Source organism: Lentzea sp. NPDC042327 (assembly GCF_040647275.1).
Classification (GTDB): domain Bacteria; phylum Actinomycetota; class Actinomycetes; order Mycobacteriales; family Pseudonocardiaceae; genus Lentzea.
The window spans coordinates 41,003-67,066 of record NZ_JBEZBX010000013.1; the positions used below are offsets into that span (position 1 = coordinate 41,003).

The window sequence follows — 26,064 nt, forward strand, 5'->3', positions numbered from 1 at the left end:
CCATGCAGAGCGTCGAAGTGGCAGCGTCGTGGCCGGCCGAGAACGTGGCCGTGGCCGTCGTGTCCGGCGGGACCGTGGTGGGGTCGCTGGGCGACCAGCAGCGCGTGTTCCCGCTCGCGTCGGTCACGAAGCTGCTGACGGCGTACGCGGTGCTCGTGGCCGTCGAGGAGGGCGCGGTCGAGTGGGACCAGCCCGCGGGGCCGCCGGGGGCCACCGTGCGGCACCTGATCGCGCACACGGCCGGGTACGCCTTCGACAAGCCGGAGGTCCAGGCAGAGCCGGGGAAGCGGCGGATCTACTCGAACGCGGGCTTCGACGTGCTGGCCGCGTTCGTCGGCGACGCCTGCGAGATCCCGTTCCCGCAGTACCTGCACGAGGCCGTCTTCGCACCGCTGGGCATGACCTCCTCCGCGCTGGTCGGCAGCGCCGGCGCGGGCGCCGAGTCGAGCGCGGCCGACCTGGCGCTGTTCGCCGCGGAGCTGCTGGCGCCGAAGCTGGTCTCGGCCGAGCTGGTGCGCGAGGCGACCTCGGTGGTCTTCCCCGGACTGAACGGCGTGCTGCCCGGCTACGGCATGCAGAAGCCGAACGACTGGGGCCTCGGCTTCGAGATCCGCGACGGCAAGTCGCCGCACTGGACCGGCCTGACCCACTCGCCGCGCACGTTCGGCCACTTCGGCCAGTCCGGCACGTTCCTGTGGGTCGACCCGGACCTCTCGGCGGCCTGCGTCGCCCTGACCGACCTGCGCTTCGGCCCGTGGGCGGTCGAGGCGTGGACGCCGTTCTCCGACGGGGTGCGCGCGGAGCTCAGTCGGCGAGCCTGAGGGCGAGCTGCTTGAGCACGTCCTGGACGTCGGCCTCCTCGCAGTCGTTCTCGTAGGCCTGCGCGACCCCGTGGAACGCGTAGAGCAGCCCCGCGGTGAACCACCCGAACTGCGACAGCACCTGGTCCATCGCCTGCTTGAGGGCCTGGGCCCCGGCCTCGTTGAGCTCGCCGTCGACCTTGACCTCGTAGCTGAACACGCCTTCCTGCAACGACTTGAGGGCCGTGCGCAGGTAGTCGCTCGACTCGCCCGCCTCGGCGTCGTAGGTGAGCGTCAGGACGCCGAGCGCCCGCTGCATGATCTCGCGCTGATCCACGCCGTGAACTCTGCCGCAGGCACCACCCCCGGCGCACCCACGAATAGCACGCTCCGCGCCGCGCGACCGCACGGACCCACCTCGGGGGTGGGACTGCGTCGGCGCGCCAGCGCCACGCAGTCCGGGGGTCCGGGGGCGAAGCCGCCCGGCTGGGGTGTGGGGGCTCGGCCCCCACAAAAAAACCGAGAGAGCCCCTGTTTGCGCTTTCCGCAAACAAGGGCTCCCGCAATCACGAATGGCACGCTCCGCACCACGGGACCGCACGGACCCACCTCGGGGATGGGACTGCATCGGCGCGCCAGCGCCACGCAGTCCGGGGGTCCGGGGGCGAAGCCGCCTGGCTGGGGTGTGGGGGCTCGGCCCCCACAAAAAAACCGAGAGAGCCCCTGTTTGCGCTTTCCGCAAACAGGGGCTCCCGCGATCGAGTGCGCTCGGCAGGATTCGAACCTGCAACCTTCTGATCCGTAGTCAGATGCTCTATCCGTTGAGCTACGAGCGCGTATCTTCAATTATAACCGATCCCCTAGAGGCTCGGCCTTGCGGAGGCTCCGGGATTTGAACCCGGGATGGGGGGTTACCCCAAACCGCATTAGCAGTGCGGCGCCATAGACCAGACTAGGCGAAGCCTCCCGGGACCATCCTCGGCCACGGGACATAGGTTACACAGGTCTTCAACCGAGTTGCAAAACGCCCCCCTCCTTGCCTGAAACCTGCTGGTCAGAGCATGTTCACCAGACCGGAGAGGGGCGTAAAACCGCTGGTCGCGCGGAACGGAGTGACCTAGATCATTCCGAGGCGAGTTCCAGGAAGGGTTGGAGGGACTCGGGATTGCGCAGGGCGTCGCGGCTGACGGCCTGGTCCGGGTCGGCGCCGGCGAGGATCTTCTTGACCGGCACCTCGCACTTCTTGCCGTTGAGGGTGCGCGGGATCTCGGTGACGGCGACGAAGCGGTTCGGGACGTGGCGTGGGGACAGCGAGGAGCGCAGTTCTTTGCGCAACAACGGTTCCACGTCCGCCAGGGTGACGCCGTCGAGGACGACGAAGCAGAGCAGTTCGCCCTCGGTGACGCCGGAGGTGTCGATCACCAGGGAGTCGACGACGCCCTCGACGGACTCGACGACGCGGTAGAACTCGGAGGTGCCCATGCGGACGCCGCCGCGGTTCAGGGTCGAGTCGGAACGGCCGTAGATCACGGCGGAGCCGCGCGGGGTGATGCGGATCCAGTCGCCGTGACGCCAGATGCCGGGGTAGGTGTCGAAGTAGGCGTCGCGCAGGCGGGTGCCGTCCTCGTCGCCCCAGAAGAAGACCGGCATGGACGGCATGGGCCTGGTGATCACGAGTTCGCCGACCTCGTCCACCAGCGCGGTGCCGTTCTCGTCGAAGGCCTGGACGGCGGCTCCGAGGGCCCGGCAGGACAGTTCGCCGAGCCACACCGGGCGGTCGGGCGAGGCGGCGACGAAGGCCGTGCAGAGGTCGGTGCCACCGGAGACGGAGGCGATCTGGACGTCCTTGCCCACGGCGGAGGCGATCCAGCGGAAGCCCTCCGGGGTCAGCGGGGCGCCGGTGGAGCCGACGACGCGCAGGGCCGTCAGGTCGTAGTGCGCGGCGGGTTCCAGGCCTTCCTTCAGGCACGACTGGACGTACGGCGCGGAGGTGCCGAAGTAGGTGACCCGGTGCTGTTCGGCCAGGTGCCACAGCGTGGACAGCGACGGGTGGGCCGGGCTGCCGTCGAACAGGACGATCGTGGTGCCGACCAGCAGGCCGGACACCAGGTAGTTCCACATCATCCAGCCGGTGGTGGTGAACCAGAAGAACCGGTCGCCGGGGCCGAGGTCGCTGTGCAGGGCCAGCATCTTCAGGTGTTCCAGCACGATGCCGCCGTGGCCGTGCACGATGCCCTTGGGCAGGCCGGTGGTGCCCGACGAGTAGAGCACCCAGAGCGGGTGGTCGAACGGCACCGGCGTGAACTCCAGGGCGGCGCCCTCGTTGGCGGCCAGCAGGTCCGCGTACGACAGGGTGTCCGGCAGGGTGGCGCCGTTGTCCAGGTAGTCGATCAGCACGGTCGCGCGCAGCGACGGGATCTGCGAGCGGATCTCCTCGACGACCGGGCGGCAGTCGAACGACCGTCCGTTGTAGACGTAGCCGGAGACGGCGACGAACACCACCGGCGAGATCTGGGTGAAGCGGTCGGCGACGGCGCGGGAGCCGAAGTCCGGGGAGCAGGACGACCACGTGGCACCGAGCGAGGCGGCGGCCAGGAAGGCCACCAGTGCCTCGGGGGCGTTGGGGACGAGTGCGACCACCCGATCGCCCGCACAGACGCCCACGGAGGCCAGTGCGGCGCGGAAGGCGGCCACCCTGGACCGCAGCTCGCCGTACGTCAGCGAGTGCGTCAGGCCGTCCTCGCGGTGGAAGATCACGGCGAGGTCGTCGTCACCGCCGCGGCGCAGCGCGTGCTCGGCGTAGTTCAGGGTGGCGCCGGGGAACCAGGACGCGCCCGGCATCTCCGCGGCGGCCAGCACGCGTTCGGCCGGCGAGTGGAACGACACGTCGAAGTACGCGGCTATGGCGCCCCAGAACCCCTCGAGGTCGGAGACGGACCACTCCCACAGCGACTCGTAGTCGGGGAAGTCGTGGCCGCGGTCGCTCAACCACGACCTGAAGGCGGTCATCCCGGTGGCCCTCGTGGGGTCCGGGCGCCACAGCAGTTCGACGTCGGTGTCGGTCATGCCCCAATGTCTAGCTGGTGGAACGCGCCTCGTCCATGTGGTGTTCGCGGACAAGGACGCGGCCGGCGGTGTGGGGCTCAGCCGGCCAGCAGCTCGTCCACGGCCGAGGTCAGGCGGGCCTGGTCGGCGGGGGCCAGCACGAGCCAGCCGTCGTGCTTGCGCAGCAGGTAGCGGCCCTCGCGGGTGTCCAGCCAGGACACCGAGCGGCCGGTCGGGCGGGGCACGCCGTCGCGGTTGCGGGCGGTGAGGCCGAGCTCGCCGCCGCCGATGCGGGAGGTGACGATGCGCATCAGCGTGTGGGCCTCCGGTTCGCGGATGCCCGCGTCGCGCAGGACGTCCAGGAACGCCTGCACGCCTTCGCGTTCACCGGCCTCGCCCGCGCGCAGGTAGTCGTCCCAGCGCACGTTGACCGAACGGCCGCTGCCCGGTGCGAGGCCGGGCAACGACGAGACGGTGGCCGAGGCCAGCGCGTTGGGGCGGAACTCGCGCAGGTGGACCTGGTCGCCCACCCGCGCGGCGAACGACCCGCTCCAGCCGGCGCACGCGAGTCCGCGCGCCAGCTCGGTTCCCTTGAAGTACGCGATCTCGAGCGCCCGGTCGAACTCACCGAGGCCGCTGACCAGCGTCCGCAGGTAGTCGTCCGGGCGGTCGATGGTGCCGAGCCCCCTGGCGTAGAGCGTCTGGGAGCTCTGCTCGGCGAGCCGCCGCCGGGCCGCTCGGGTGGCCCCGACGTGGGGCGTTCCGAGCGGCACGACGCGGTCCTCGCCGTGCACGGCCTGCCACAGCAGGAAGAACTCCTGCGTGCTGACCGTGAAGCGTCTTTCGTTCACTGACCGATCACCGGCGGGGCCGCCTTGCGGTCCAGGCCGAAGACGTTGTCGTCCTCTTCCAGGTAGCTCGCGCTCTTGTGCTCGCGCTCGTCGTTCTGGCCACCGGCCCCCGGTGCGCCGGCCGCCATCGGCGCGGCGCCCATGGCGAGCGGGTTCTGGAACGCCCTCGTCTGGTTGCCGGTCGCCGCGGACGACGCCGCTGCCGCGGCACCCGCACCGGAACGGCCGTCACCGACCACACCGGCTCCGCCACCGGACGACATGCCGCCGCCGGTGCCGGTACCGGCACCGGTCTGGTTGCCCTGGTTCGCGGCGGGCACGCGGCCGAAGCCCATGCCACCGGTGAAGCCACCGCCACCGCCACCACCGCGGCCGCCGCCTCCGAAGCCACCGCCGCCACCACCGCGTGACGGGGTGGTGTTGCCCCGGTTCGGCGCGGGCGTCGGCGCGACCGCTCCGGCACCGCCGGCGCCGGCGGTCGTGGCGTCCGGGGTCGAGGGCGTGCGGGTGCCGGTCGTGGAGTCGGCGAGCACCGGGTTGACCGGGTTCACGGGAGGCGTGAACTGCGACGGCACGGTCTGGTCGACCGCGGCCGAGTTGCGCTGGAACGCCGCCATCACGTCCGCGGCACGCCGGTGCGACGCGTCGTTGGCCGCGAGGGCGTCGACCGCGCTGGTGCCGACGGTGCCGAAGCCCGCGAACGACCCCTGCTGGGCGAGGAGCCGGTTCTGCTCAGGCGTGTACATGCTCTGGTCGGCGACCGCGTGGAACTCCTGCGGCTCGCGCAGCCGCGAGACCAGCGCCGGACGCGGCTCCACGACCGCGTCCGTCGGGACCGGGGGCTCCGGCGCCTTCGGCGGTGGCGGCATCGCGGCCCGCGCGGCCTCGACGTTGCTGGTCTCGGTGGTGATCGCCGACGACACCTTCTGCGCGTAGCTCGCGGTGTCGTGCACCCAGTTGGTGACCTCGGTCAGGCCGTCGCGGGCCAGCCGCGCCGACTCGCCCTCCCAGCCGACCGTGGAGTCCTCGACGGCCTTGAGGAGGTTCTCGCGGACGCCCGCGATCTCCTCGCCGATCTTGTTCCAGCTGGTGGCGGCGGCGTTCGCGCTCTCCAGGTTCACGCCGGTGTGCACCATGTTGTAGAGCTGCTCGTGGGTGTAGGTCATCCAGTCGACCGGCTCGTGGATGTCCTCGCGGTCCCACTTGTCCTTGCCGTCGTGGCCGTGACCGCCGTTGCCGCCATGACCGTTCCCGCCGCCATGGCCGCCGTTGCCGCCGCCGTGCCCTCTCTGGCTCACCACGAACCCCCGTGCTTCTTCATCTGCCGCTCGGCCTCTTCGTCGGCCCGCTGGGTCTCGTCGCGGTTCTTCTTCAGCGCGTTGCTGATGTCGCCGAGCACGTCGTAGAGGTCCAGCAGCGCCTTGACCGCACCGGAGTCCTCACCGACGGCGATGTCGCGGAACCGCGCGCTGATCGCGTGGGCGACCGGGTTGTCGCCGAACTGCAGCGGCGTCGCCAGCTGGTTCTTGGCCCGTTCCCACAGCGCCATCACCTGGTCGCGCGCGTCGTCGACGGCCTTGATCAACGCCTCTGCCGCGCCGGCGTCGAGCTGCAGCCGCCCGCTGTCCGCGGCGTGGTCCAGCTTCGCCGCCGCGTAGCTCGCCGCGGCCTTGTCCACCAGCATCTCCGTCTGGAGTGCCGGTTTCGCCGCCGCGAGCTGGTCCGCGGTGATCGGTGTGGTCGTCGCCGTGCTCACAGCGGGCGTCTCCGCGCCCGTCTGCGTGCCTGTCCCGGTGCCTTCAGCCATCCTCACAACCCCCTGCACTGCTTGGTCGTCACCGCAGCACTGGGTGTTACGCAGCGCTACACCCAGTCAGCCGTCCGAAGCACTCCTTAGATGTACCCGGACGACGGTTCGGTTCCAATCCGCCGTAAAGACTCTTACCTCATATGTGCGTCGAACCAGTTCAACGCGCGAGCCCGCGCTTCGTCACTCGATGCCCCGAAACGGACCACGTCAGACGCGGATTCCGAGCTCGCTACGGCATCCCGCAGCTTGTCGACCTCCTCGGACTCGCCTTCGCGGTAGATTCCGAGCCACGGGCACGAGAGGTCGCCGGCCACGTCGACGAGCGCGGGCAGGCCGTCCGAGAGCGGTTCGAGGACGCCGGGCGCCTGCACGGTGACGGCCGCCCCGATCGTGCGACTCGCGGCCACCACCATCGCGACGGTGCCGCCGACGTCGAAGCCGAGCACGCCCATCCGGTCGGCGCTCACGCCCTGCTGGCCCAGCCAGACGAACGCGACGTCGGTGTCCTCCAGCAGCCGGTCACCGGAGAGCTTGCTGACCTGGTCCCTGATGTCGTCGCCGTGCACGCGGTCGGCCTCGTACAGGTGCGGTGCGACGGTGAGCCAGCCCTCCGCGGCGAGACCGCTGACGAGCGACTTCACCCGCGTCGTGATGCCGCGGGCCTCGTGCAGCACCACCAGACCGCCCCGGACGGCACCGTCGGGTTCGGCGATCGTCACCCGCAGCTCACGGCCGTCGGTCAGGGCAAGCGTCTCGACACGGGTAGTGGTCATGAACCCACCCTCGCACGACGGGGTGAACTCCAGTCAACGTGACCAATCGGACGGAGCAATGCGAGGATCGGGAGCATGACCGTGCGAACCCGCGCTGACCTGGCGTCCCTGCCCTCCTACGTGCCCGGCAGGACCATCCCCGGCGCCATCAAGCTCGCGAGCAACGAGGTGTCCGCCGGCCCGCTGCCCAGCGTGGTCAAGGCCGTCGCCGAGGCCGCCACCGGCATCAACCGGTACCCGGACTCCGGCTGCGTCGAGCTCACCGGCCGCCTCTCCGACAAGCTCGGCGTCCCTGCCGACCACCTGGCGATCGGCTGCGGCTCGGTGACCCTGTGCCAGCAGCTCATCCAGGCCACCTGCACCCCGTCCGACGAGGTGCTGTTCGCGTGGCGGTCGTTCGAGGCGTACCCGATCGTCACCCACGTCGCGGGCGCGCGGCAGGTCCGGGTCCCGCTGACCGCCGGGCACGTCCACGACCTGGACGCGATGGCGGCGGCGATCACCCCGGCCACCCGGATGGTGTTCGTCTGCAACCCGAACAACCCGACCGGCACGGCGCTGCGCACCGAGGAGATCGAGGCGTTCATCGACCGCGTGCCCTCCGACGTGCTCGTGGTGATCGACGAGGCCTACAAGGAGTTCGTCGACGACGCGCACATCCCCGACGGCGTCGAGCTGGCCAAGCAGCAGTGGGCGCAGGGCCGCGACAACGTGGCGGTGCTGCGGACGTTCTCCAAGGCCTACGGTCTCGCCGGTCTGCGCGTCGGCTACGCGGTGGCGCCGCCGGCCGTCGCCGAGGTGCTGCGCAAGGTGTACGTGCCGTTCTCCGTGAACTCGCTGGCCCAGGTGGCGGCGATGGCGTCGCTCGACGCCGAGGACGAGCTGATGATCCGCTGCCGGGCGATCGTGGCGGAGCGGACGCGGGTGCGCGGCGAGCTGCTGGCGATGAGCTACGACGTGCCGGAGTCGCAGGCGAACTTCGTGTGGCTGCCGCTCGGCGAGCGCACGGCCGCGTTCAACGAGCACTGCCTGGCGCACAAGGTCGTCGTGCGCGCGTTCGTCGGCGAGGGCGCTCGGGTGACGATCGGTGAGCCGGACGAGAACGACGCGTTCCTGGCCGCGGCACGCGCGTTCGTGGCGTGAGCTGCCTGAACTGACCGGGCCACGGGCTCCTGCCGTCCGGCGGGGGCCCGTGGCTACTTCGTGAGCAGCTGCACGATGGCCGCCACGCCGACCACGACGATCACGCCGCGCAGCACCGTCGGCGACAGCTTGCGGCCCACCTTCGCGCCGATCTGACCGCCGACCACGGAGCCGATGGCGAGCAGCAGCACGGCTTCCCAGGCGACGTCGGCGATGAAGATGAACAGGACGCCGGCGATCAGGTTCACGAACGCGGTCAGCACGTTCTTCAGCGCGTTCATCCGTTGCAGGTGCTCGTTGAGCAGCACGCCCATCATGCCCATGACCAGCACGCCCTGCGCCGCGCCGAAGTAGCCGCCGTAGATGCCGGCCGCGAAGACGCCGAGCCACAGCAGGACGCCGCCGTCCCCGTTGCCGCGCCGGTCGGCGAGCTTGCGGTTGAGCCACGGCTGGATGACCACGAGCACCAGCGCGATGACGATCAGCACCGGCACGATGGCGGCGAAGGCCTTGTCGGGGAGCGTCACCAGCAGGATCGCGCCGACCACGCCACCGAGGATCGACGCCGGGAGCAGGCGGGCGATGCGGGACCTCTGCCCCTTGAGCTCCTCGCGGTAGCCCCAGGCACCGGACAGCGAGCCGGGGACGAGGCCGAGCGAGTTGGAGACGTTGGCGACCACCGGCGGGTACCCGACGGCGAGCAGCACGGGGAACGTCACGAGCGTGCCGCTGCCGACGACGGTGTTGATGCCGCCTGCGAACACACCCGCGATGACCACCACGACTGCTTCCCAGACCGTCATGCCACCCCCAGGATCAGAAACGTTTAGCGACGCTAACACTCCGTCCCGGACGACGCGTTGTGGCTCTCACGACAACGGGGCGGTGCTCCGAAGAGCACCGCCCCGTTGTTCCGCGTCAGAACGCCCGGCTCAGCCCAGGGCGGGCTTGCGCCGCAGCGCCGCACCGGCGAGCACGAGCAGCGCACCGAACAGCACGAGGCCGAGCACGCTCACGCCCGTGTCGGCGAGCGCGGCGGTGTTGCGGGCAGGCAGCGCGGTGGCGTTCCCACCCGTCGCCGCACCGGGACCGGCGCCGGCTCCCGTTCCGTCACCACCGGTGGTGGTGGCGAGGTCGGGGTCGGCGACCTCCTGCCCCGGCTCGACCCACAGCCACGCCGGGTACTCCTCGCCCTTGACGTTGGCGAACGGCGGACTCTCCGACCAGTCGTTGAGCAGGCGCCACGGGCCGACCACGACCGGCGTGTACGGACCGACGGGCAGGTCGGGGAACACCCAGCCGCCCTCGGCGTCGGTGGTGGCGCGGGCGACCGGCTGGTTCGTCCACGGGTCGAGCAGGACGACCTTCACGTTCGCCACCGGCTTCTGGTCCGGGTACTGGCCGGTGACCACGACACCGCGGAAGGTGTTCGTCTCGCCGACGACCTTCACCGAGGCACCCACGAACGGGTTGCCCTGGGCCTGCTCGGGACCGAACGAGCAGCTGGTGGCGACCTGGCCGTGGTTCTCGGCCCCGGCCGGCATCGGCGTGCTGACGTGCACCTGCTGCGTTGCTCCCGGCGCGAGCGCGACGCCCGCCGCGCCCTCGGCCAGCACACCCCAGTCCGCGGTGGCGTTGCCCAGGTACGGGCTCGAACCGCCGTAGCACCAGGCCTTCACCTGGAGCGCCTGCGTGCCCTCGTTCGTGAGCGACACGGTGAGGCCGACGCGCTCGCCGCGCTGGAAGGACGGCTGATCGAACGTGATCGACGCCTTCAGCGCGTCGGACAGCGGGCGGACCATCCTGATCTGCGCGGTGCCCTCGTCACCGGGGTTCACGACGAAGTCCGGGTCGCCGTCGGCGACGACCCAGTCGGTCTCGTTGTTGAACCGGTTGCTCGCGTTGTACCGGCCGGCTGCCAGACCGGTGAACCGGACCCGGCCGTCGGCGCCGGTGGTGCCCTGCACGTTGCGGTACGGCTTGCCGCCACCGACGTTGACGTTGCTGCCCGCGAGCTCCTCGCCCGCGTCGAGCTGCCCGTTGAGGTCCCGGTCGCCGTAGACGGTGACGGTCGCGGACCCGGTCGCCCAGGTGACGGCGGCCGAGGCCTCCGCCTCGTTGTTCGCCGGGTTCTTGTCGCAGCACCAGCCGTTGGCGACGCGCACCTTGAACGCGATCCGGTCGGCCGGGCCGTTCTGGCCGTAGTCTTTGATGGTGCCGGTGAGCGTGATCTGCCTGCTCTCACCCGGCCACAGGCTGAAGCGCTCGTTCAGGAACTTCGGCAGCGCGATGTGGTCGAAGCTCGGCTCGCCCTGGGCCCAGTCGTGCAGCAGCCAGCCGGGCACGGGGCTCGTTCCGGTGCCGGCGTTCTCGACCTTGATCGTCATCTGCACGGGGTCGCTGAAGTCGTAGGTCGCCTTGTCGAAGGTGACTGAGACCTTGAGGTCCTGGGCGTCGACCGACGGGTCGGCGACCTGCGGGCCGGGAACGACGGTGAGGTCGACGACCACGTTCTCGCCGCCGACCACGGTGACCGGCTTGCTCGTGCCGCCGTCGGCGAACGACCACGGGCCGACGACCCGGATCGCGACCGGGCCCTGCCGCAGGTTCGGGAGGGTGTAGGAGCCACCGGTCAGGGTGGTGCCCAGCACGCGGCCGTTCGCCGGGTCGACGGCGACGAGCTTGACCGAGTCGTTGCCCGGCCGGTTCAGCCAGCCGCTGACCGACCCGAACGCGCCCACGACCTCGGCGCCGAAGGTGAGACCGGGGTCGCCGGCGACCGGTCCGCCGGACGGGACGTCGACGTTGCGACCGTCCACGCTGAACGCGCAGGCGAAGTAGACCTTGCCAGCCTGGAAGGCGGCGTCCGGCACCACGTCGGTGACGGTGACGGTCCTGCTCTGCCCGGCCGGGATCGAGATGCCCTGGCCGTCGGGCGAGACCTCGGCCCAGCCGGGGCCGGTGCCGTCCAGCACGGTCGGGTCGTTCTCCGGGTCGCAGACCCAGACGAGGTGCTCGATCGGCGCGGTGCCCGAGTTCGTCAGCGTGACCGAGACGGCCAGCTGCTCGCCCTTCGCGTACTTCGGCTTGTCGAAGCGGTAGCCGGTGAGCCGCAGCGACCGCGACAGCGGCGGCGCGGTGACGAGTGCGGTCTCCGTGGTCTGACCGGACCTCACGACGATGGTCTGGCCGGCCTTGAGCTGCTGGCCGCTGATGTCGTTGCTGCTCAGCCTCGCCTGGTAGGTGCCTGCGGGCAGGCCGGAGATCCAGAAGCGGCCGTTCTGGTCCGTGGAGAAGGTCGGGAACGGCAGGGACGTCGCGCCGGTCAGCTTCAGCTGCTTGTGCGCCAGGCCCTCGCCCGCGTCCGCGACACCGTTGCCGTTCTTGTCCTCGTAGACGACGCCGGTCGCCGTGCCGCCGTTCACCGCGATCCTCGCGGTGTCGGTCGCGTAGTTGTCGTTCGGCGTCGGGTCGGTCGTGCCCTCGGCGTAGGTCCGCATCCCGAGGCGGACCCGGGTGCTGTTGTACTGCGCCGTGGCCCCGAGCTTGATGGTCTTCGTCTCCCCCGGCGCCAGGTTCGGGCGGGAGACCAGCTCGTCCACGCCGGTGGTCAGCCACATCTCGCCGGGCTCGCTCGCGAACCGGACCTGGTTGGCGGGCGCGGTGCCGGAGTTGCGCACCGTCACCGTGATGGCGAGCGGCTTGCCCAGCTCGTACTCGTCGCGGTCGAAGTCCACGGTGAGCTTGAGGTCCGGCGTGGCCGCGGCCTGTTCGGCCTTCTGCTCGGCCTGCGGCTGCACCGCGGGCGGCTGCGCGTCACTCGACGGCGGCGTGGCCGTCTCGGACGGTGCCTCCACTGGCTCCGGCTTCTCGGTCGGCTCCGGCTTCTCGGTCGGCTCCGGCTTCTCGGTCGGCTCCGGCTTCGCGGCCGGCTCCGACGGCGGGGTCTCGCTCGGCGTCGACGACGGCGTGGTCGTCTCGGCAGGTGGTGGCGGTGTGGTCGTCTCCGACTGGGTCGGAGCGGTGCTCGTCGGCTCGTCCTGCGCGGACGCGGTGGCGGCCGAACCGCCGAACGCGAGCACGGCTGCGGTGGTCAGCGCCGTGAACCTGAGCAGGGCACGGCTGACCGATCTTTCGGACAATGGATCCCCCAAGACCCCATGTGATGAGTGGTCCGCCGGCGTCAGAGCCCCCGCACGCGCCCGCAGGACGACGGGAAAGTACCCCAACGTCCGGTGTGGTGGGAAGTGTTCGCCACGACACGGCCCGCCATGCGCACCCGGAGCCGTGCGCCGGTCGGTAAAACCGCTTCGCTTCACGGCGCGGACGTGGTTGGGTGGGGTCACTCCACGAGCTCTACGAGACAAGGTCGATGCCATGGGCAGCCCCGGACACACCGGGCCGCTCCGCAGTGCCCGGTGACATTCGCTCATCTTCCGTGCGATCACCAGGAGCATCACCTTGACGTGGTACACCACCTTCTTCACCGATCTCGCCAACACCTTCTGGCGCGGTGCCGTTCCCCCTTCCGCCACCACCGCGGAGATCGACTTCGTGACCCGGTTCGCCCCGGCCGGCGCACGGGTGCTGGACGCGCCGTGCGGCAGCGGGCGGCACAGCGTCGAGCTGGCCGGCCGCGGCTACCGGGTCACCGGGCTCGACATCTCCGCGGAGGCCATCGCGCACGCCCGTTCGTCGTCCACGGCCGTGGACTGGCGGCTGGGCGACGTGCGGGACCTGGCAGCAGAGGGCGTGGTCGCCGACCTCGCCCTCTGCATGGGCAACAGCCTCGGGTACCTGGAGCACGACGAGAACGCGCGGTTCCTGGCCGACCTGGGCCGGGTGGCGCCCGTGCTCGTGGTCGACTACAGCTGCGCGGCCGAGTCGTTGCTGCCGTCTCTGCCGGGCGAGATCCGGCTCGCGGCGGACGGCGTCGAGATGGTCGCCGTCAACACCTACGACGTGGCCTCCGGCCGGTTGCTGATCGACTTCACCTTCACCTCGGGTGAGCGGACGCAGCGCTCGACCGCGGTCCAGCACGTCTACACCGCGGCCGAGCTGACCCGGATGCTGCACGCGGCCGGGTTCTCGTCGGTCGAGCTGTGCGGCGACGTCGACGGCAGCGCGTTCCGCCTCGGCGACCACCGCCTGCTGGCGGTGGCCCGCCGCTGAACCAGAGCGGGGCGGTGCTCAGTCCTCGTACGCGGGGTCGGGCACCGCCCTGCACCACGCGTCCTCGAACTCGCGTTCGGGGATCTCCATCGGCACGTACTGCGGGTCGTGCAGGTCGATCGGCGGGTTGATCGGCCAGCCCTCCATCGTGGAGCTGAGCAGCGTGCCGTCCGCCTTCACCTCGACCTGCCGCAGCTGCCGGCCGTCCTCGCCGATCTCCAGCAGGTAGGCGGTGCCCTGGTCGAACGTGCGCAGGTACACCCGCTCTCGCCCGGCCAGCACGCCGAACCCCGGCTGGTCGCGCTGCCGCAGGCGGTCGTCCCGCATGCGGCGCAGCACCGGGTCGCCGTCCACGTCCCTGAGCTCGAACTCCTCGAGCCCCCACTCCTCCGCCTGCCGCACCGCGTCGGGGTTCGTGATCACCTCGACCTCGGCGAGCGTGCGCACGATCTGGTCGGCCGAGTCCGCCCAGATCCACCACGACAGGCCACCCATGCCGTAGTCGTGCAGGACGAGGAAGCGCTTCTGCAAAGCTCAGCCCAGGTTGTTGGTGTCGAACGTGTTGCAGCGGGCCGGGTCGCCGGTCTGCAGGCCGGTCGTGAACCACTTCTTGCGCTGCTCGGAGCTGCCGTGGCTGAACTTGGTCGTGTCGACCTGCCCGCCGCCGAGCTCGCGCTGGATGAAGTCGTCACCGATGCGACCGGCCGCGTCGAGCGCGGCGTCGACGTCCTCCTGGGTGATGTTCGTGATGAGCGGCTGGCCGTTGGCGGTCGGCGTCTTGGTGGCGGCGTTGCCCCACGCGCCCGCGTAGCAGTCGGCCTGCAGCTCCAGGCGCACCGAGTCGGAGGTCGGGCCGGTGCGGGTGCTCACCCGGTCCGAGGTGCCGAGCTGGTTCTGCACGTGGTGGCCGTACTCGTGGGCGAGGATGTAGGCCTCGACGAACGGGCCGCCCTTCGCGCCGAAGGTCGTGCGCATCTCGTTGAAGAAGTCCAGGTCGATGTACACCTGGGAGTCCGCGGGGCAGTAGAACGGGCCGACCGCGGAGGTCGCGTTGCCGCAGCGGGTGTTCACGCTGCTGCGGAAGAAGTTGGTCCTGGTGACCTGGTAGGTGCGGCCGGAGCGGGAGAACTGGTCGGTCCAGAAGGCCTGGATCGAGTTGATCGTGGCCAGGACCCGGCAGTCGCTGTCGCGGTTCGCGTCGGCGCCGGTCTTGCACTTCTCCGCCAGCTGACCCGACTCCACCTGCGTGCCGGGGTTCACGTTGCCGCCCTCCAGACCGCTCGTGGGCAGCTGGATGCCGGTGAACTGCTGGATCAGGAAGAAGACGATCAGGCCGACCACCCCGAGGCCACCGCCGACGCCGGCGACGCGGCCGCCCACCCCCCGCTGGTCGGAAACCTGCGAAGCGTCGAGTTCCGCACCTTCGTTGAACTGCACCGCGCGCCTCCTGACAAGGACCCCGTGACGCGGCAAACGATAGAGCACCGGGCGTGCTCGGGGGATTTACGCGCCCAGGAGCTGAACGTGCCTCGGTGCGGCGCCCGACATCGGGGCACCGCACCGAGGACTTCCCATGTGGTTGCAGCGACTACGGCCTACGGCGGTTGGCGTGGCGCCCGACCGGTGACGCCATGAGACGAAACCGAAGTCGAGCTCAACAGCGTCGAGATGCGCCGAGCGACACCTGAATGGTGCCTGGGCACCCGAAACCCCGTTCGGAGTTGCTACACGGTCGCGATCGGTCCGGTTACGGCCGGGCCGCTCGCGGGGATGCAACAGACCGCGTTTCGCCACAGCGAGGAGATACCTGCACAGCACCACCTACCCCTTCTGGGCGTGGCCTCCGGTTCAGATCTTCACGTACCGGCTGCCAGCTCATATTCGACTATGCGCTTGATCGCCGCATTTCTCAACACCTCACGACGAACCTGAATTGGTGAAGTCGGACGGGTGACCTGCGGAGATCGACACTGCGGACCGCAATCGGCCGCAGCCGGAAAAGGATCAGGAAATGATCAGGACTGATTTCTGGGCGGCCCGCGAAAAGGCCCTCCCGGCGGCGTGATCGCCACCGGGAGGGCCTTCGGCCGTGCCTTACGGGAGCTGCGTGATGCGGTCGAGCGCCGGGGCGCCCTGACCGGGGTGGGCCACCAGGTACGCGGAGAACGCGTCCAGGTCGATGCCACCGCCGGTGATGTCCTTGCCGAGGGTGAACTCGCTGAAGCCGTCACCGCCGCCCTGCAGGAAGCTGTTGATCGTCACGCGGTAGTTCGCGTTCGGGTCGAGCGGGGCGCCGTTGAGCGTGACGCCCGAGACCTTCGAACCGAACGGCGCGGTCTTCGACCAGCTGTACTTCAGGCCCGCGGAGGGCTGCAGCACGAACGTCCTGGCGGCGGTGAACTGCTGCTCCAGCACGTTCTTGAGCTGCGCGCCGGTCAGCGTGACCGTCTGCAGGATGTTGCCGAACGGCTGGACGGTGAACGCCTCGCCGTAGGTGACCACGCCGTCGCCCTCACCGGCCGGGGAGGACTTGTAGGTGAGGTCGGCGCGCACGCCACCGGGGTTCATCAGCGCGAGCACGGCACCGTTGCCCTTGGTGGCCTCCAGCTGCCCGTCCGCGATGAGGTTGCCCAGCGGCGACTCACCGGCGGGGTTCTGCGCGCGGAGGACGTCCGAGCTGATGTCGCCGATCTTCTTGTTCGCGATCGGGCCCGACTTCTGCTTGGCGAGGTCGATGATCGCCTGCACCTCGGGGTCCGGCGCGACGGTGCGGGTGACGATCTTGTTGTCGGCCTTGGTCTCACCGCGGACGACGTCGCGGGTGCGGCGGTCGATCTTCAGGTCGACGACGCTGAGCTCACGACCGAACGCGAGCCCCTCGATGAACGGCCGCGGGTTGCCGGCCGGGTCCTTGACCACGCAGTTGTAGTGCTGGTGGCTGTGGCCGGAGAACACCGCGTCGATCTTCGGGCTGACGTTGGCCGCGATGTAGCTGCCGGGGTTGTTCGCGGCGACGTTGCAGGCGTTGGGCCCACCGGTCGACGCGGTGACCTGGTCGCCCTGGTGCACCAGCAGCACGATCGACTTCACACCGATCGCGTCGAGGAGGTTGGCGTACCTGTTGGCCGCCTTCACCTCGTCATCGAACTTGAGTTCTTTGATGCCGTTGGGGTCCACCAGGAGCGGCACGTCCTTGAGCGGCATGCCGATGAAGCCGATCGGCATCCCGTCGCGGAACTCCACCCAGAACGGCGGCAACGCCGGCAGCCCCGTCTTGGCGTGCGTGACGTTCGCGCCGAGGATCGGGAAGTCAGCACCCTTGTACTTGTCCCGGAACTGGCAGCCGTCGACCGGGTGGCAGCCGCCGTGCTGCATGCGCAGCAGCTCCTTGTACCCCTCGTCGAACTCGTGGTTGCCCGCCGCGGTCGTGTCCATGCCGACCTTGTTGAGCACCTCGACCGTGGGCTCGTCGTGGAACAGCGCCGACACGATCGGGCTCGCGCCGATCAGGTCGCCCTGCCCGACGATGACGGAGTTGCGGACCTCCTTCTGGAGGTTCTTGATGTGCGTGGCGTTGAACGCGGCACCGCCGGCGTCGACGGTCGTGCCGTCCGCCAGCACGACCCGGCCGGAGCTGCCGGTGGGCGGCTCGATGTTGCCGTGCAGGTCGTTGATCCCGATCAGGCGCACGTCGACCGCGCCCCGACCGCGCAGTGACTCGACATCGGCCTGGGCAGGCCCGGTAGCGCTGATGACAGTGGCCGCGGCGGCGGTGATCGCCAGAACGGTGAGCCGTCTGAACGACTTCATGGGTTACAGGCCTCTCAAGGGCGTGGTTAACGCGCGTGTACGGCCCGGGAGTCTGCCTTTTGACCGCCTGGTTTTCCAGAGGGATGACTCGATCGTCATGAGCCGGTTTAGCCTTGTTGGCGTGACATCAAGTGAGCAGGAGCCGCACTGGCTCGACGAGGGTGAGATGCGCGCGTGGCGCACCTACGTGAACGGCTCCTCCATGCTCATGGACCGCCTGCACCGAGAGCTGCAGGACGCCCACGGAGTGTCACTCGCCGACTACGAGATCCTCGTGCGCCTCTCCGAACAACCGCACCACCGCATGCGCATGACCCAGCTCGCCGAGGACGTCGCCTCCTCCAAGTCCCGCGTCTCCCACCAGGTCGCGCGGATGGAGAAGGCCGGCCTGGTGCTGCGGCGCGAGTGCACGGAGGACGGCCGCGGCGTGCTGGCGGAGCTGACCCCGGCCGGCCTCGCCCAGCTGGTCACCGCCGCCCCCACGCACCTCGCCGGGGTGCGGGCGCACATCGTGGACCTGCTGTCGCCCGAGGAGGGTGAGGTGCTGGCCAAGGTGTTCGACCGGGTCATGACACACCTGCGGGACTCGAACGGCTAGGCTGCTCCGCTGACACCTCCGGTGGGTGTCGGTGACGCCTCCGGGCGTCGGGGAAGCGTGGCAGAGCGGCCGAATGCACCCGCCTTGAAAGCGGGAGACGGGCAACCGTCCGGGGGTTCAAATCCCTCCGCTTCCGCAGTTCAGAGGGGTTGTGAAGGCTGTCGGGAGGCCTTCACGGCCCCTTTGGTGCAGCAACGAGCCACTTCGATGTTCGAGTCCCCCGATGCCCCATCTCATCGAGGCCGCCGTCACCGTGTCTGGACTGCGTCGTGCTGCTCGGTGAGTTCGGTCAGCGGCACGAACGTGCAATCCCGGAGCTCGCGAATGAGCGCTGACGCCACCACCCACCGGCTGTCGGGGTCGTTGTAAGCCAGATTCACGTCCTCGACTGCTACCGGCCCGAACACACCCTTCCGGTAGAGCGCTCCGCGGATGCCCGCCACCTCGAACGATCGGACGCGAACGGCCACCGCTCCACGCCGCAACGCCGGACACAACCGCAGGGACAATGCAGCGCACGGCACGCACACAGGCGGCTCAGTGCAGGCCATGCCTTCCGGCCACCCCGCCCAATCCTCTTGGTAGTCCCGCAGCAGCCACAGCACACCGTCCTCGTCCTGACCGGCAGGCCCGGCGCACACCTGGCACAGCAACTTGCGCATGGCCCGCCGTTGCCTGAGCGGGTGCACTTTGCCGAACTCCGGCCTGCCCACGCCGTGGCGTACGGCTGCTCGCTGCCACAGCACGCCGTGCGAGTCCCGGTCGCCGAGCAACTCATCCGCGTAACCGACGCCGTAGCCGGGACGCTCCACCACGCGGGAAGGAATCTCCTGCTCGGCGCTCCAAGTGGTGATGTACGGGGCGATGAACTTTGAAAATTGGTTCGCTGCCACGGGTGCGGGCATCACTGGAGTGCTCCCCACTGTCGCTGTCGATGGGTGGCACCCCCGCGCCGAGGAAACAGGCCGCCGACCTGCATTCGGGAACAGGCCGGTTTTGAGTTCTTCCGGGTGCCCTTGCCGACGCCGGGTGCCTGCCCACATGAAAATTGCTCGCCCGATCGGGCGGAGTCGCCGCAAGGGGTGGCCATTTCATCGGAGTGGCCAGAAGAGGTGGCCAGAATGGTGCGCATCAGTCCCAACCCCCTTCAGGATGGACGCCATGCACGAGCCGGTGAGCATCGGGCGGCTGCTGCGGCAACTTCGGTTGGTCGCCGGTCGTTCGCAAGCAGAGCAAGCGGCCGTGCTGTCCGACCTGGCCGGCCGCGCGGTGACTCGCAACGAAGTCTCACGCTGGGAGGCCGAAAGCCGGTTGCTCACGCCCTATTGGCAGCAGCACTACGCGGCTACCTTCGGGACATCGGTTGCCGAGCTACGACGCGCAGTTGCTACGGCCAAGGCCAGCCGACGGCGAGCCCGAGGTCAGCAAGACCAGCAGCTTGAGGGGGAAGACGTGCAGCGGCGGGAGTTCTTTGGCGCGATGGCCGGGCTGGCAGTGTCTTTGCCCGCCACTGCGCGGCCGACGTCAGGGCAACGACTTGGCATGGGCGACGTCCATCGGTTGCTGGAGCGCACCGCCCGGTTGCGCCGCCTGGATGATCTGCTCGGCGGTGCGGACACCTATCGCCTCTACCTGAACGAGCTCACGGCGACCACCGAGCTGGTGCGCAGTGCGACGTGCCTGCCCGGTGTCCGCAAGGCGTGTACGGCCGTCATCGCCGAGCAAGCCCAGATGGTGGGTTGGGCGGCGTTCGACGCCGGAATGCACCAGAAGGCCAAGCAGCACTACGAGGCCAGCCTGAAGGCGGCGAACGAGGCCAAGCACGCGATGCTCGCGGGCAACGCCCTGGCCTTCGATGCCTACTTGCAGGTGAGCGTTGCCCAGCCGGATGTCGGGACGGCCGTTGCCTCGTACGCGACCGCGGCCAAGTACGCCACCCCTCGTGTGCGAGCCCTGCTACTTGAGCGCATGGCCTGGACACATGCCGTGGCCGGCGATGCGCACGCCACTGAACGCGCCCTCACGGAGGCGGCCGACGTCGTGCGCCAGACCGGCGACCGTCCCGAACCTGACTGGGTGTTCTGGGTGGATGAAGACGAAATCCGCATCATGGCGGGACGGTGCTGGACGCAGCTGAAACGCCCGCTGCGTGCCGTGCCAGTCTTGGAAGACGTGCTTGGCCGCTACGGCGACACCCATGCCCGCGACAAGGCGATGTACCTGACGTCGCTTGCCCACGCGTACCTCGATGCGGGCGAAGTGGAGCAGGCCGCAGCTGTCACCGAACGCGCTGCGCACTTGGCGAATGGCGTCGGTTCGGTGCGGCCTGCCGAGAAGATCGGGAAGGTCGTCCAGCGCCTGAAGCCGCACGGCAGCTTGCCCGCGGTGACCAATGCGATCGAGGCGGCGGCGCTCCTCGCTACGGCGCAGGGCTGACCGTCTTGCGCAGCCAGGCCAGGTAGTCGTCTGACGCTTCGGCCAGCGCCACGGCCGTTACTTCCGGGTTGTCCCAGGGGTGTTCGCGGCGCAGGTGTGCTTCCAGTTCGGGGTAGCGCTCGGTGGTGGTCTTGAGGCTCACCTGCCACTCCTCGCCTTCGCCTTGCTCACCGAGGTGCCAGAAGAACGACGTCACGGGGCCTGACACCTGCGCGCCTGCGGCCAGACGAGCGGCAACAGCGGAGCGCGCCAGGTTGGCGGCGGTGTCGCGGTCAGCGGTTGTTGTCGTTACCTGCAGAGCTTCGGTCACGGGCACGACCATATTTCTCTGCCCGTTTCGTTCGCGACAAATCAGGTTTCGAAGAAGTTCGTCAGACCGCTTCCACTGCACAGATTTGCACGCCTGCCCACACAGCGAAGGGGCCCGGCACGCGCGGTGCCGGGCCCCTTCGTGCAGCGGGAAAAGCGGTTACGCCACGGCGTCGTGCGAGTGCGCGTGGTCGTCGGCGTGCGCGGCAGAGGACACCTTCGCCGCCGACAGACGGGCCTCGGCACGCTTGGCGCGCGGGGGCACGCCGTTGACGTCCTCGGTGGACACGCCGTAGGCGGCGGTCACGAACGCGATCGCGCCGGCGTTGCGGCCGAGTGCGACGCGGTCGATGTTGCCGAGGTTGTCGCACGCCGAGTGGTAGCACGGGTCGTAGGCGACGCCGGCCGTTCCGCCCCACTTGGCGGCCTGGGCCGCGGTCTTGACGCCTTCCGCGCCGGTGAACAGGCCGCCGGCCGGGATGCCCTGGGCGATGAACTCGCCGTAGTCGGAGCGGCCGGAGAAGTCGGTGCCCTCGGTCGGGACGCCCTTGGCGGCGAAGTAGTCGGCGAAGGCCTTCTCGATCTGCGCGGAGCCGTAGGGGCCGGGGCCCGCGCCGACGCCGTCGGAGTTGTCGCCGTCGTAGATGAAGTAGGCGGCGTTCGGCGAGCCGACCATGTCGAAGTTCAGGTACAGGGCGATGTCGAGCTGCTGCTCGAACGTCAGGGACTGCACCCACTTCGTCGAGCCGATCAGGCCGCGCTCCTCCGCGCCCCACCAGGCGAAGCGGACGGCGTTGTCGACCTTCGGGCGGGAACCGAGCTGCAGCGCGGTCTCCAGCAGCGCGGCCGAGCCGGTGCCGTTGTCGTTGATGCCCGCGCCGACCTCGACGCTGTCGAGGTGCGCGCCGGCCATGACGACGTTGTTCTTGCGGCCGGTGCGGGTCTCGGCGATGACGTTGCGTTCGGTGCGGACCTCGGTGTGGAAGCGCATGTCGACGGTGACCGCGGAGCCGGCCTTCCCGGCCAGCGTGGTGCCGTCGGCCTGCGAGATGCCACCGGTGGGGATCTTGCCGGGGTTGGTCAGCGTCACGTTCGACAGCGGCCCGGCGGTGTTGTTCGACACCAGCACGGCGATGGCGCCGGCGGCGGCCGCGTTGAGGTGCTTCTGCTCGAACGTGCAGCCGCCGCGGCGGATCAGGGCGACCGAGCCGGTGAAGTCCTGGCCGGCGAAGTCGGTGGCCTCGCAGCCGGTGGTGGCGTCCTCCGGCACGACGCGCAGCGGGCCGGTCACGCCGCCGACGGGCGTCTGCGGGGACGCGGTCATGATCAGCGCCTGGTAGTTCACGCCGGCGACGGTGGCGCGCTCGGCGTCGGTGACCATCACGTCGAAGTCGAACGTCGGCGTGCTCACGATGAAGCCCTCGTCGCGGAGCTTGCCCGCGACGTAGTCGACGCTCGCGCCGTAGCCGGGGGTCAGCGCGGCGCGGTTGCCGCCGTTGCGGTCCGAGATGCGCTGCAACGCGATCAGGTGGCGGTTGACGCCCTCGACGGTCACCTTCTTCGCGAGCTTCTTGGCGAGGGCGGGACCCGCGGGTTCAGCCGCGGCGGACGCGGTGGCGGTGGGGGCTGCGACGAGTGCCGAAATGGCCAGCACTGCCGCCAGCCTGGATCTGCCTGACATGAACGTTCCCCTTCGTCCGAGTGGGGCCACCCTCACAAAGAGGAGACACGGGCCACAATCCGTCGGTCGGTGGGAGTTCAGCTGGTGATCAGTCGAACACACTCAGCGAGCCCCGCGACCTCGGTGTGCCACGCCGGCCGCGCGAAGTTCGCCACGTCCAGCCGCAGTCGCACGTGCTCAAGCCGTTCGCCGCGCGGTGCGGCGGCGGTCGTGCCGTCGTGCACGTACCCGAGCTTCTCACTGACCCGGTTCGAAGCCCGGTTCCCGACCCACGCGGCCGATCGGGCGATGCGGGCACCCAGGTGGTCGAACGCGAACTGCAGCACGGCGACGCGCATCTCGGTGCCGAAGCCGTTGCCGTGGAACTTCTGCCCCAGCCACGAGCCGGTGGCCACCTCACGCAGCACGGCGAAGTCGCGCGCACTGAGCTCCTGCACGCCGATGACCTTGCCCTCGTGCCGCACCAGGAACGTGATGGCCCAGCTGCCCGGCGCCACCTTCGCGCGGTTGGCCCAGAAGAACTGGACCATGCTGCGCCCGCCGTCGTCGGACAGCTGGTCGGTCCACGGCACGTTGAACGGCATCTCGTCCGGCGCGTGCACGCCCTCCTTCGCGACGTCCACGAGCTCGAAGAGCCCTTCGTCGTCGTCCGGGCGCAGTTCGAGGCGCGGCGTGGTGAGCACGAGGTTCCGCAACGGCCAGGCGTTCATGCTCTGATGGTGCCGGGGCTGTCGAATGTGATTACGGTCGATCACATGCATGCGATCACTGTGCGCGAACCCGGCGGCCCGGAAGTGCTGGAGTGGACCGAGGTCCCCGACCTGTCACCGGGTCCCGGCGAGGTGCTGGTCGACGTGGCCGCCTCGGCCGTCAACCGCGCGGACCTGCTGCAGCGGCAGGGCCTCTACCCGCCCCCGCCGGGTGCGTCGGACGTCATCGGCCTGGAGTGCTCCGGCACGGTGCTGGCGCTGGGCGAGGGCGTGACCGGTCTCTCGGTCGGCGACGAGGTGTGCGCGCTGCTCGCCGGCGGCGGCTACGCGGAGCAGGTCGTCGTGCCCGCGGCCCAGGTCCTGCCGGTGCCCGCGGGCGTCGACCTGGTCACCGCCGCGTCGCTGCCCGAGGTGGCGTGCACGGTGTGGTCGAACGTCGTGATGGACGGCCGCCTGAAGGCCGGTGAGACCTTCCTGGTCCACGGCGGCGCGGGCGGCATCGGCACGCACGCGATCCAGGTGGCGAAGGCCCTCGGCGCCACGGTGGCCGCCACCGCCGGTTCCGACGAGCGCCTGGCCCGCTGCGCCGAGCTGGGTGCCGACATCACCGTGAACTACCGGACGCAGGACTTCGTGGCCGAGGTCGGGAAGGCCGACGTCGTGCTCGACAACATGGGCGCCTCCTACCTGCCGCGCAACATCGACGTCCTCGCCCCCGACGGCCGGTTGATGATCATCGGCATGCAGGGCGGGGTGAAGGGCGAGCTGCCGATCGGCAAGCTGCTGGCGAAGCGCGCGTCGGTCATGGCGACCGGGCTGCGGGGGCGGACCGTCGAGGGCAAGGGCGCGATCGTCGCGCAGGTCCGCGAGCACCTGTGGCCGCTGGTGGAGAGCGGTGCGGTGAAGCCGATCGTCGGGCGGGTCGTGCCGATGCCGAACGCGGCGGAGGCGCACCGGCTGCTGGACGAGGGGGACGTGTTCGGCAAGGTGGTGCTCAAGCGAGAGCGGTGACGGTCGCCGACGCGATCGAGGTCCGGGGAGCGGTGCGGAACTCCATGCCGAACTCCTCGGACCACCGTCCCAGCACCGCCTGCTCGTCCGCCCGGTCGGCGTCGTCGACCAGCACGGTCGCGCCCGGCGCCAGCACCCCGCGCAACACCGGTAACGCCGGGTACCGCAGGTCGCCGAGACCGGGGCCGTCCACCAACAACAGGTCCACGAGCCCGCACGAGTCCACGTAGCCGAACACCTCGGCGTGCACCTGCTGCGGCGCGTACCACTGGCCGTGCCGCGACAGGGCCGCCGGATGACGGGACAGCGGCGCGTGGACGACCCGCGCCACGCCGCCGAGGCCCTCCCGCCGCAGCTGGGAAGCCACGAACGCGGCGGTGCGCTCGTCGTGCTCGATCGACAGCAACCGGCCGAAGCCGCGCTGGGCGAGCAGCCGGGCCAGCAGCACCGAGGAGGAGCCGCAGCCCAGTTCCACCAGCACGGTGCGGGCGCCGAGCACGATCTCGTCCAGCACCGCGACCAGGGCTGACGGGCGCAGCTCGCCGGAGGTGCGCGGGAGGTACCCGGTGCACAGCGGGCTCAGCCGCTGCAGGGCCGTGAGGTCTGCCAGCTCGCGTGCGAGCGAGTCGTCCAACCAGGTCTCCCGAAAGCCTCAGGCCAGCTCGGCCACGGCCCGCACCAGGTCGTCCACCTCGACCGCGTTCGTGTAGTGGGCGAGTCCGACGCGGATGGCGCCGCCGACCTCGCCGACACCGAGCACCGAGAACACGCCGTGCTGGCCGGGGTCGGCGAACGCGCAGACACCGCGCGAGGCGAGGTGTTCGACGCCGTCCTCCGCCTTCACCCCGGCGATCGTGAACGCCAGCGCGGGGACCCTGCGCATGGCGTCGCCGATCACCATCACGTGGCGCAGCGAACGCAGTTCGTGGATGAGGTTGGCGAGGAGCCCGGCCTGGTACGCCTTCACCGAGCCCAGTGACGTGAGCAGGCGCTCCCGGCGGGTGCCGGTGGCGGCGTCGTCGAGCTCCGCCAGGTACTCCACGGAGGCGACGAGGCCGGCGAGCAGCGGGTAGGCGTGCGGGCCCAGCTCCAGGCGTTCCGGGCCGCGGGCCTGCGGGTCGACCGAGCAGGACGGCAGGCGTTCCAGCACCGACGGGTCCCGGAACACCAGGGCCGCGACCGGCGGACCGCCCCACTGACCAGCGGAAAGAGCCACCACGTCTGCGCCCATGCCAACGATGTCCAACGGCACGAACGGCGCGGCCGAGGAGGCGTCGACCACCACCACGGCGCCGTGCGCGCGGGCCACCGCCGAGATCTTCGCCAGGTCCGGGCGGGTGCCCACGACACCGGAGGCGGCGGTGATGGCGATGAGCTTCGTGCGGTCGGTGACGAGCTCGTCGTACTGCCAGCTCGGCAGCTCGCACGTCTCGATGTCGACCTCTGCCCACTTGACCGCGCTGCCGGTGCGCTGGGTGGCGCGTAGCCAGGGTGCGATGTTCGCCTGGTGGTCCAAGCGGGAAACCAGTACCTCGTCGCCCATGAACCAGTCGTCGGTCATGGCGTCGGCGAGGCGTTGCAGCAGCACTGCGGAGGAGGGACCGAGCACGACACCCGCGGGGTCCGCCCCCACCAGGTCGGCGACGGCACGGCGGGCAGCGTCGACGATCGCCTCCGCCCGCTGGGAGGCGGGGAAGAGCCCACCGGGACCGGAGACGGGGGCGCGCAGGGCGGTGGAGACCGCCGTGGCCACCTGCTCGGGCACCTGCATCCCGGCCGGTGCGTCGAGGTGCACCCAGCCGTCGCCGAGCGCGGGGAAGAGCCCTCGTACCCGTGCGACGTCGAACGCCATGCCACACACCGTACGTATGAGGGCAAACTCGGTGTTGCCCAGCCCCCACCCGACTAATGTCAA

The 26,064-nt window shown here is 70.2% G+C and carries 23 protein-coding genes and 3 tRNA genes; 7 read left to right on the plus strand and 19 right to left on the minus strand.

Going from position 1 to position 26,064, the window contains the following annotated elements:
• The first annotated feature begins 2 nt into the window (after positions 1–2).
• A complete protein-coding gene (locus tag AB0A63_RS28985) occupies positions 3–821 on the plus strand; it encodes a serine hydrolase domain-containing protein (RefSeq protein WP_360396929.1) in 819 nt (272 codons plus the stop codon).
• Here the strand turns inward: AB0A63_RS28985 and AB0A63_RS28990 are convergent.
• The 8 genes from AB0A63_RS28990 to AB0A63_RS29025 all read right to left on the minus strand — a co-directional run bounded on the left by AB0A63_RS28990 (position 805) and on the right by AB0A63_RS29025 (position 7,279).
• On the minus strand, positions 805–1,137 hold the full coding sequence (locus tag AB0A63_RS28990; RefSeq protein WP_065915332.1) for a hypothetical protein: 333 nt from the start codon (positions 1,135–1,137) through the stop codon (positions 805–807). The two genes, AB0A63_RS28985 and AB0A63_RS28990, sit on opposite strands and share 17 nt — an antisense overlap.
• A gap of 426 nt (positions 1,138–1,563) precedes the next feature.
• Positions 1,564–1,636: transfer RNA gene (locus AB0A63_RS28995), tRNA-Arg, on the minus strand.
• 41 nt (positions 1,637–1,677) lie between these two features.
• A tRNA-Ser gene (locus AB0A63_RS29000) sits at positions 1,678–1,767 on the minus strand.
• Between the two features lie 155 nt (positions 1,768–1,922).
• On the minus strand, positions 1,923–3,866 hold the full coding sequence (locus AB0A63_RS29005) for an acetoacetate--CoA ligase (RefSeq protein WP_360396930.1): 1,944 nt from the start codon (positions 3,864–3,866) through the stop codon (positions 1,923–1,925).
• 77 nt (positions 3,867–3,943) lie between these two features.
• On the minus strand, positions 3,944–4,696 hold the full coding sequence (locus AB0A63_RS29010) for an ESX secretion-associated protein EspG (protein ID WP_360396931.1): 753 nt from the start codon (positions 4,694–4,696) through the stop codon (positions 3,944–3,946).
• Positions 4,693–5,997 (minus strand): PPE domain-containing protein, encoded by a 1,305-nt coding sequence (locus tag AB0A63_RS29015; protein ID WP_360396932.1) that lies wholly within the window; start codon positions 5,995–5,997, stop codon positions 4,693–4,695. The genes AB0A63_RS29010 and AB0A63_RS29015 overlap by 4 nt, the downstream gene beginning before the upstream one ends.
• Complete coding sequence (locus AB0A63_RS29020) at positions 5,991–6,503, minus strand: hypothetical protein (protein WP_360396933.1); 513 nt, start codon at positions 6,501–6,503, stop codon at positions 5,991–5,993. Before AB0A63_RS29020 ends, AB0A63_RS29015 begins: the two co-directional genes overlap by 7 nt.
• A gap of 134 nt (positions 6,504–6,637) precedes the next feature.
• Entirely contained in the window at positions 6,638–7,279 is a 642-nt protein-coding gene (locus AB0A63_RS29025) for a dienelactone hydrolase family protein (protein WP_360396934.1), read from the minus strand.
• 75 nt (positions 7,280–7,354) lie between these two features.
• Here AB0A63_RS29025 and hisC point away from each other — a divergent pair, with 75 nt between their 5' ends.
• Positions 7,355–8,422: a histidinol-phosphate transaminase gene (gene hisC, locus AB0A63_RS29030; RefSeq protein WP_360396935.1), complete on the plus strand. Its 1,068-nt coding sequence runs from the start codon at positions 7,355–7,357 to the stop codon at positions 8,420–8,422.
• A gap of 53 nt (positions 8,423–8,475) precedes the next feature.
• Here the strand turns inward: hisC and AB0A63_RS29035 are convergent, their stop codons facing one another.
• Together AB0A63_RS29035 and AB0A63_RS29040 are read right to left on the minus strand one after the other, a co-directional pair.
• Positions 8,476–9,225, minus strand: coding sequence for a sulfite exporter TauE/SafE family protein (locus tag AB0A63_RS29035; RefSeq protein ID WP_360396936.1), 750 nt, complete (start codon positions 9,223–9,225; stop codon positions 8,476–8,478).
• A 129-nt stretch (positions 9,226–9,354) separates the two neighbouring features.
• Positions 9,355–12,564 (minus strand): hypothetical protein, encoded by a 3,210-nt coding sequence (locus AB0A63_RS29040; protein ID WP_360396937.1) that lies wholly within the window; start codon positions 12,562–12,564, stop codon positions 9,355–9,357.
• A 319-nt stretch (positions 12,565–12,883) separates the two neighbouring features.
• Here AB0A63_RS29040 and AB0A63_RS29045 point away from each other — a divergent pair, with 319 nt between their 5' ends.
• Positions 12,884–13,594 carry a class I SAM-dependent methyltransferase gene (locus AB0A63_RS29045; RefSeq protein WP_360396938.1) on the plus strand — a complete coding sequence of 237 codons (711 nt, stop codon included), beginning with the start codon at positions 12,884–12,886 and terminating at the stop codon, positions 13,592–13,594.
• Positions 13,595–13,612: 18 nt separating this feature from the next.
• Here AB0A63_RS29045 and AB0A63_RS29050 read toward each other — a convergent pair whose 3' ends face one another.
• The 3 genes from AB0A63_RS29050 to AB0A63_RS29060 form a co-directional block, all read right to left on the minus strand.
• On the minus strand, positions 13,613–14,125 hold the full coding sequence (locus AB0A63_RS29050) for a hypothetical protein (RefSeq protein WP_360396939.1): 513 nt from the start codon (positions 14,123–14,125) through the stop codon (positions 13,613–13,615).
• Between the two features lie 3 nt (positions 14,126–14,128).
• A complete protein-coding gene (locus AB0A63_RS29055) occupies positions 14,129–15,031 on the minus strand; it encodes a neutral zinc metallopeptidase (protein WP_360396940.1) in 903 nt (300 codons plus the stop codon).
• Positions 15,032–15,688: 657 nt separating this feature from the next.
• The gene (locus AB0A63_RS29060) at positions 15,689–17,404 is read right to left on the minus strand and encodes a 5'-nucleotidase C-terminal domain-containing protein (RefSeq protein ID WP_360396941.1); all 1,716 of its coding nucleotides are present in this window, start codon (positions 17,402–17,404) and stop codon (positions 15,689–15,691) included.
• A 166-nt stretch (positions 17,405–17,570) separates the two neighbouring features.
• On the opposite strand from AB0A63_RS29060, the gene AB0A63_RS29065 reads away from it, so the two are divergent.
• Together AB0A63_RS29065 and AB0A63_RS29070 are read left to right on the plus strand one after the other, a co-directional pair.
• On the plus strand, positions 17,571–18,002 hold the full coding sequence (locus tag AB0A63_RS29065) for a MarR family transcriptional regulator (RefSeq protein ID WP_360397101.1): 432 nt from the start codon (positions 17,571–17,573) through the stop codon (positions 18,000–18,002).
• A 51-nt stretch (positions 18,003–18,053) separates the two neighbouring features.
• Positions 18,054–18,138 (plus strand) — tRNA-Ser (locus AB0A63_RS29070).
• A 112-nt stretch (positions 18,139–18,250) separates the two neighbouring features.
• On the opposite strand, the gene AB0A63_RS29075 is transcribed toward AB0A63_RS29070, so the two are convergent.
• Positions 18,251–18,907, minus strand: coding sequence for a hypothetical protein (locus AB0A63_RS29075; protein WP_360396942.1), 657 nt, complete (start codon positions 18,905–18,907; stop codon positions 18,251–18,253).
• Positions 18,908–19,163: 256 nt separating this feature from the next.
• Between AB0A63_RS29075 and AB0A63_RS29080 the strand changes: the two genes are divergently transcribed.
• The gene (locus AB0A63_RS29080; protein ID WP_360396943.1) at positions 19,164–20,438 is read left to right on the plus strand and encodes a helix-turn-helix transcriptional regulator; all 1,275 of its coding nucleotides are present in this window, start codon (positions 19,164–19,166) and stop codon (positions 20,436–20,438) included.
• Here the strand turns inward: AB0A63_RS29080 and cutA are convergent.
• The 3 genes from cutA to AB0A63_RS29095 all read right to left on the minus strand — a co-directional run bounded on the left by cutA (position 20,422) and on the right by AB0A63_RS29095 (position 23,138).
• Complete coding sequence (cutA, locus tag AB0A63_RS29085; protein ID WP_360396944.1) at positions 20,422–20,748, minus strand: divalent cation tolerance protein CutA; 327 nt, start codon at positions 20,746–20,748, stop codon at positions 20,422–20,424. The two genes, AB0A63_RS29080 and cutA, sit on opposite strands and share 17 nt — an antisense overlap.
• Before the next feature lie 159 nt (positions 20,749–20,907).
• Positions 20,908–22,428 (minus strand): M28 family metallopeptidase, encoded by a 1,521-nt coding sequence (locus AB0A63_RS29090; RefSeq protein WP_360396945.1) that lies wholly within the window; start codon positions 22,426–22,428, stop codon positions 20,908–20,910.
• A 77-nt stretch (positions 22,429–22,505) separates the two neighbouring features.
• A complete protein-coding gene (locus AB0A63_RS29095) occupies positions 22,506–23,138 on the minus strand; it encodes a GNAT family N-acetyltransferase (RefSeq protein WP_360396946.1) in 633 nt (210 codons plus the stop codon).
• A gap of 45 nt (positions 23,139–23,183) precedes the next feature.
• On the opposite strand from AB0A63_RS29095, the gene AB0A63_RS29100 reads away from it, so the two are divergent.
• Positions 23,184–24,149 (plus strand): NAD(P)H-quinone oxidoreductase, encoded by a 966-nt coding sequence (locus AB0A63_RS29100; protein ID WP_360396947.1) that lies wholly within the window; start codon positions 23,184–23,186, stop codon positions 24,147–24,149.
• Here AB0A63_RS29100 and AB0A63_RS29105 read toward each other — a convergent pair.
• Both AB0A63_RS29105 and AB0A63_RS29110 read right to left on the minus strand, forming a co-directional pair.
• Positions 24,133–24,783, minus strand: coding sequence for a class I SAM-dependent methyltransferase (locus AB0A63_RS29105; RefSeq protein WP_360396948.1), 651 nt, complete (start codon positions 24,781–24,783; stop codon positions 24,133–24,135). The genes AB0A63_RS29100 and AB0A63_RS29105 overlap by 17 nt on opposite strands.
• 18 nt (positions 24,784–24,801) lie before the next feature.
• A complete protein-coding gene (locus AB0A63_RS29110) occupies positions 24,802–26,001 on the minus strand; it encodes a cysteine desulfurase-like protein (protein WP_360396949.1) in 1,200 nt (399 codons plus the stop codon).
• Positions 26,002–26,064 lie beyond the last annotated feature (63 nt).

What these genes read in the sequence shown, in the direction of transcription:
- AB0A63_RS28985 (WP_360396929.1), top strand. Translation starts at nt 3, where the DNA reads ATGCAGAGCGTCGAAGTGGCAGCGTCGTGGCCGGCCGAGAACGTGGCC.
- AB0A63_RS29005 (WP_360396930.1), bottom strand. Translation starts at nt 3,866, where the DNA reads ATGACCGACACCGACGTCGAACTGCTGTGGCGCCCGGACCCCACGAGG.
- AB0A63_RS29020 (WP_360396933.1), bottom strand. Translation starts at nt 6,503, where the DNA reads ATGGCTGAAGGCACCGGGACAGGCACGCAGACGGGCGCGGAGACGCCC.
- AB0A63_RS29025 (WP_360396934.1), bottom strand. Translation starts at nt 7,279, where the DNA reads ATGACCACTACCCGTGTCGAGACGCTTGCCCTGACCGACGGCCGTGAG.
- hisC (WP_360396935.1), top strand. Translation starts at nt 7,355, where the DNA reads ATGACCGTGCGAACCCGCGCTGACCTGGCGTCCCTGCCCTCCTACGTG.
- AB0A63_RS29035 (WP_360396936.1), bottom strand. Translation starts at nt 9,225, where the DNA reads ATGACGGTCTGGGAAGCAGTCGTGGTGGTCATCGCGGGTGTGTTCGCA.
- AB0A63_RS29060 (WP_360396941.1), bottom strand. Translation starts at nt 17,404, where the DNA reads ATGAAGTCGTTCAGACGGCTCACCGTTCTGGCGATCACCGCCGCCGCG.
- AB0A63_RS29065 (WP_360397101.1), top strand. Translation starts at nt 17,571, where the DNA reads ATGCGCGCGTGGCGCACCTACGTGAACGGCTCCTCCATGCTCATGGAC.
- AB0A63_RS29075 (WP_360396942.1), bottom strand. Translation starts at nt 18,907, where the DNA reads ATGCCCGCACCCGTGGCAGCGAACCAATTTTCAAAGTTCATCGCCCCG.
- AB0A63_RS29080 (WP_360396943.1), top strand. Translation starts at nt 19,164, where the DNA reads ATGCACGAGCCGGTGAGCATCGGGCGGCTGCTGCGGCAACTTCGGTTG.
- AB0A63_RS29090 (WP_360396945.1), bottom strand. Translation starts at nt 22,428, where the DNA reads ATGTCAGGCAGATCCAGGCTGGCGGCAGTGCTGGCCATTTCGGCACTC.
- AB0A63_RS29095 (WP_360396946.1), bottom strand. Translation starts at nt 23,138, where the DNA reads ATGAACGCCTGGCCGTTGCGGAACCTCGTGCTCACCACGCCGCGCCTC.
- AB0A63_RS29100 (WP_360396947.1), top strand. Translation starts at nt 23,184, where the DNA reads ATGCATGCGATCACTGTGCGCGAACCCGGCGGCCCGGAAGTGCTGGAG.
- AB0A63_RS29110 (WP_360396949.1), bottom strand. Translation starts at nt 26,001, where the DNA reads ATGGCGTTCGACGTCGCACGGGTACGAGGGCTCTTCCCCGCGCTCGGC.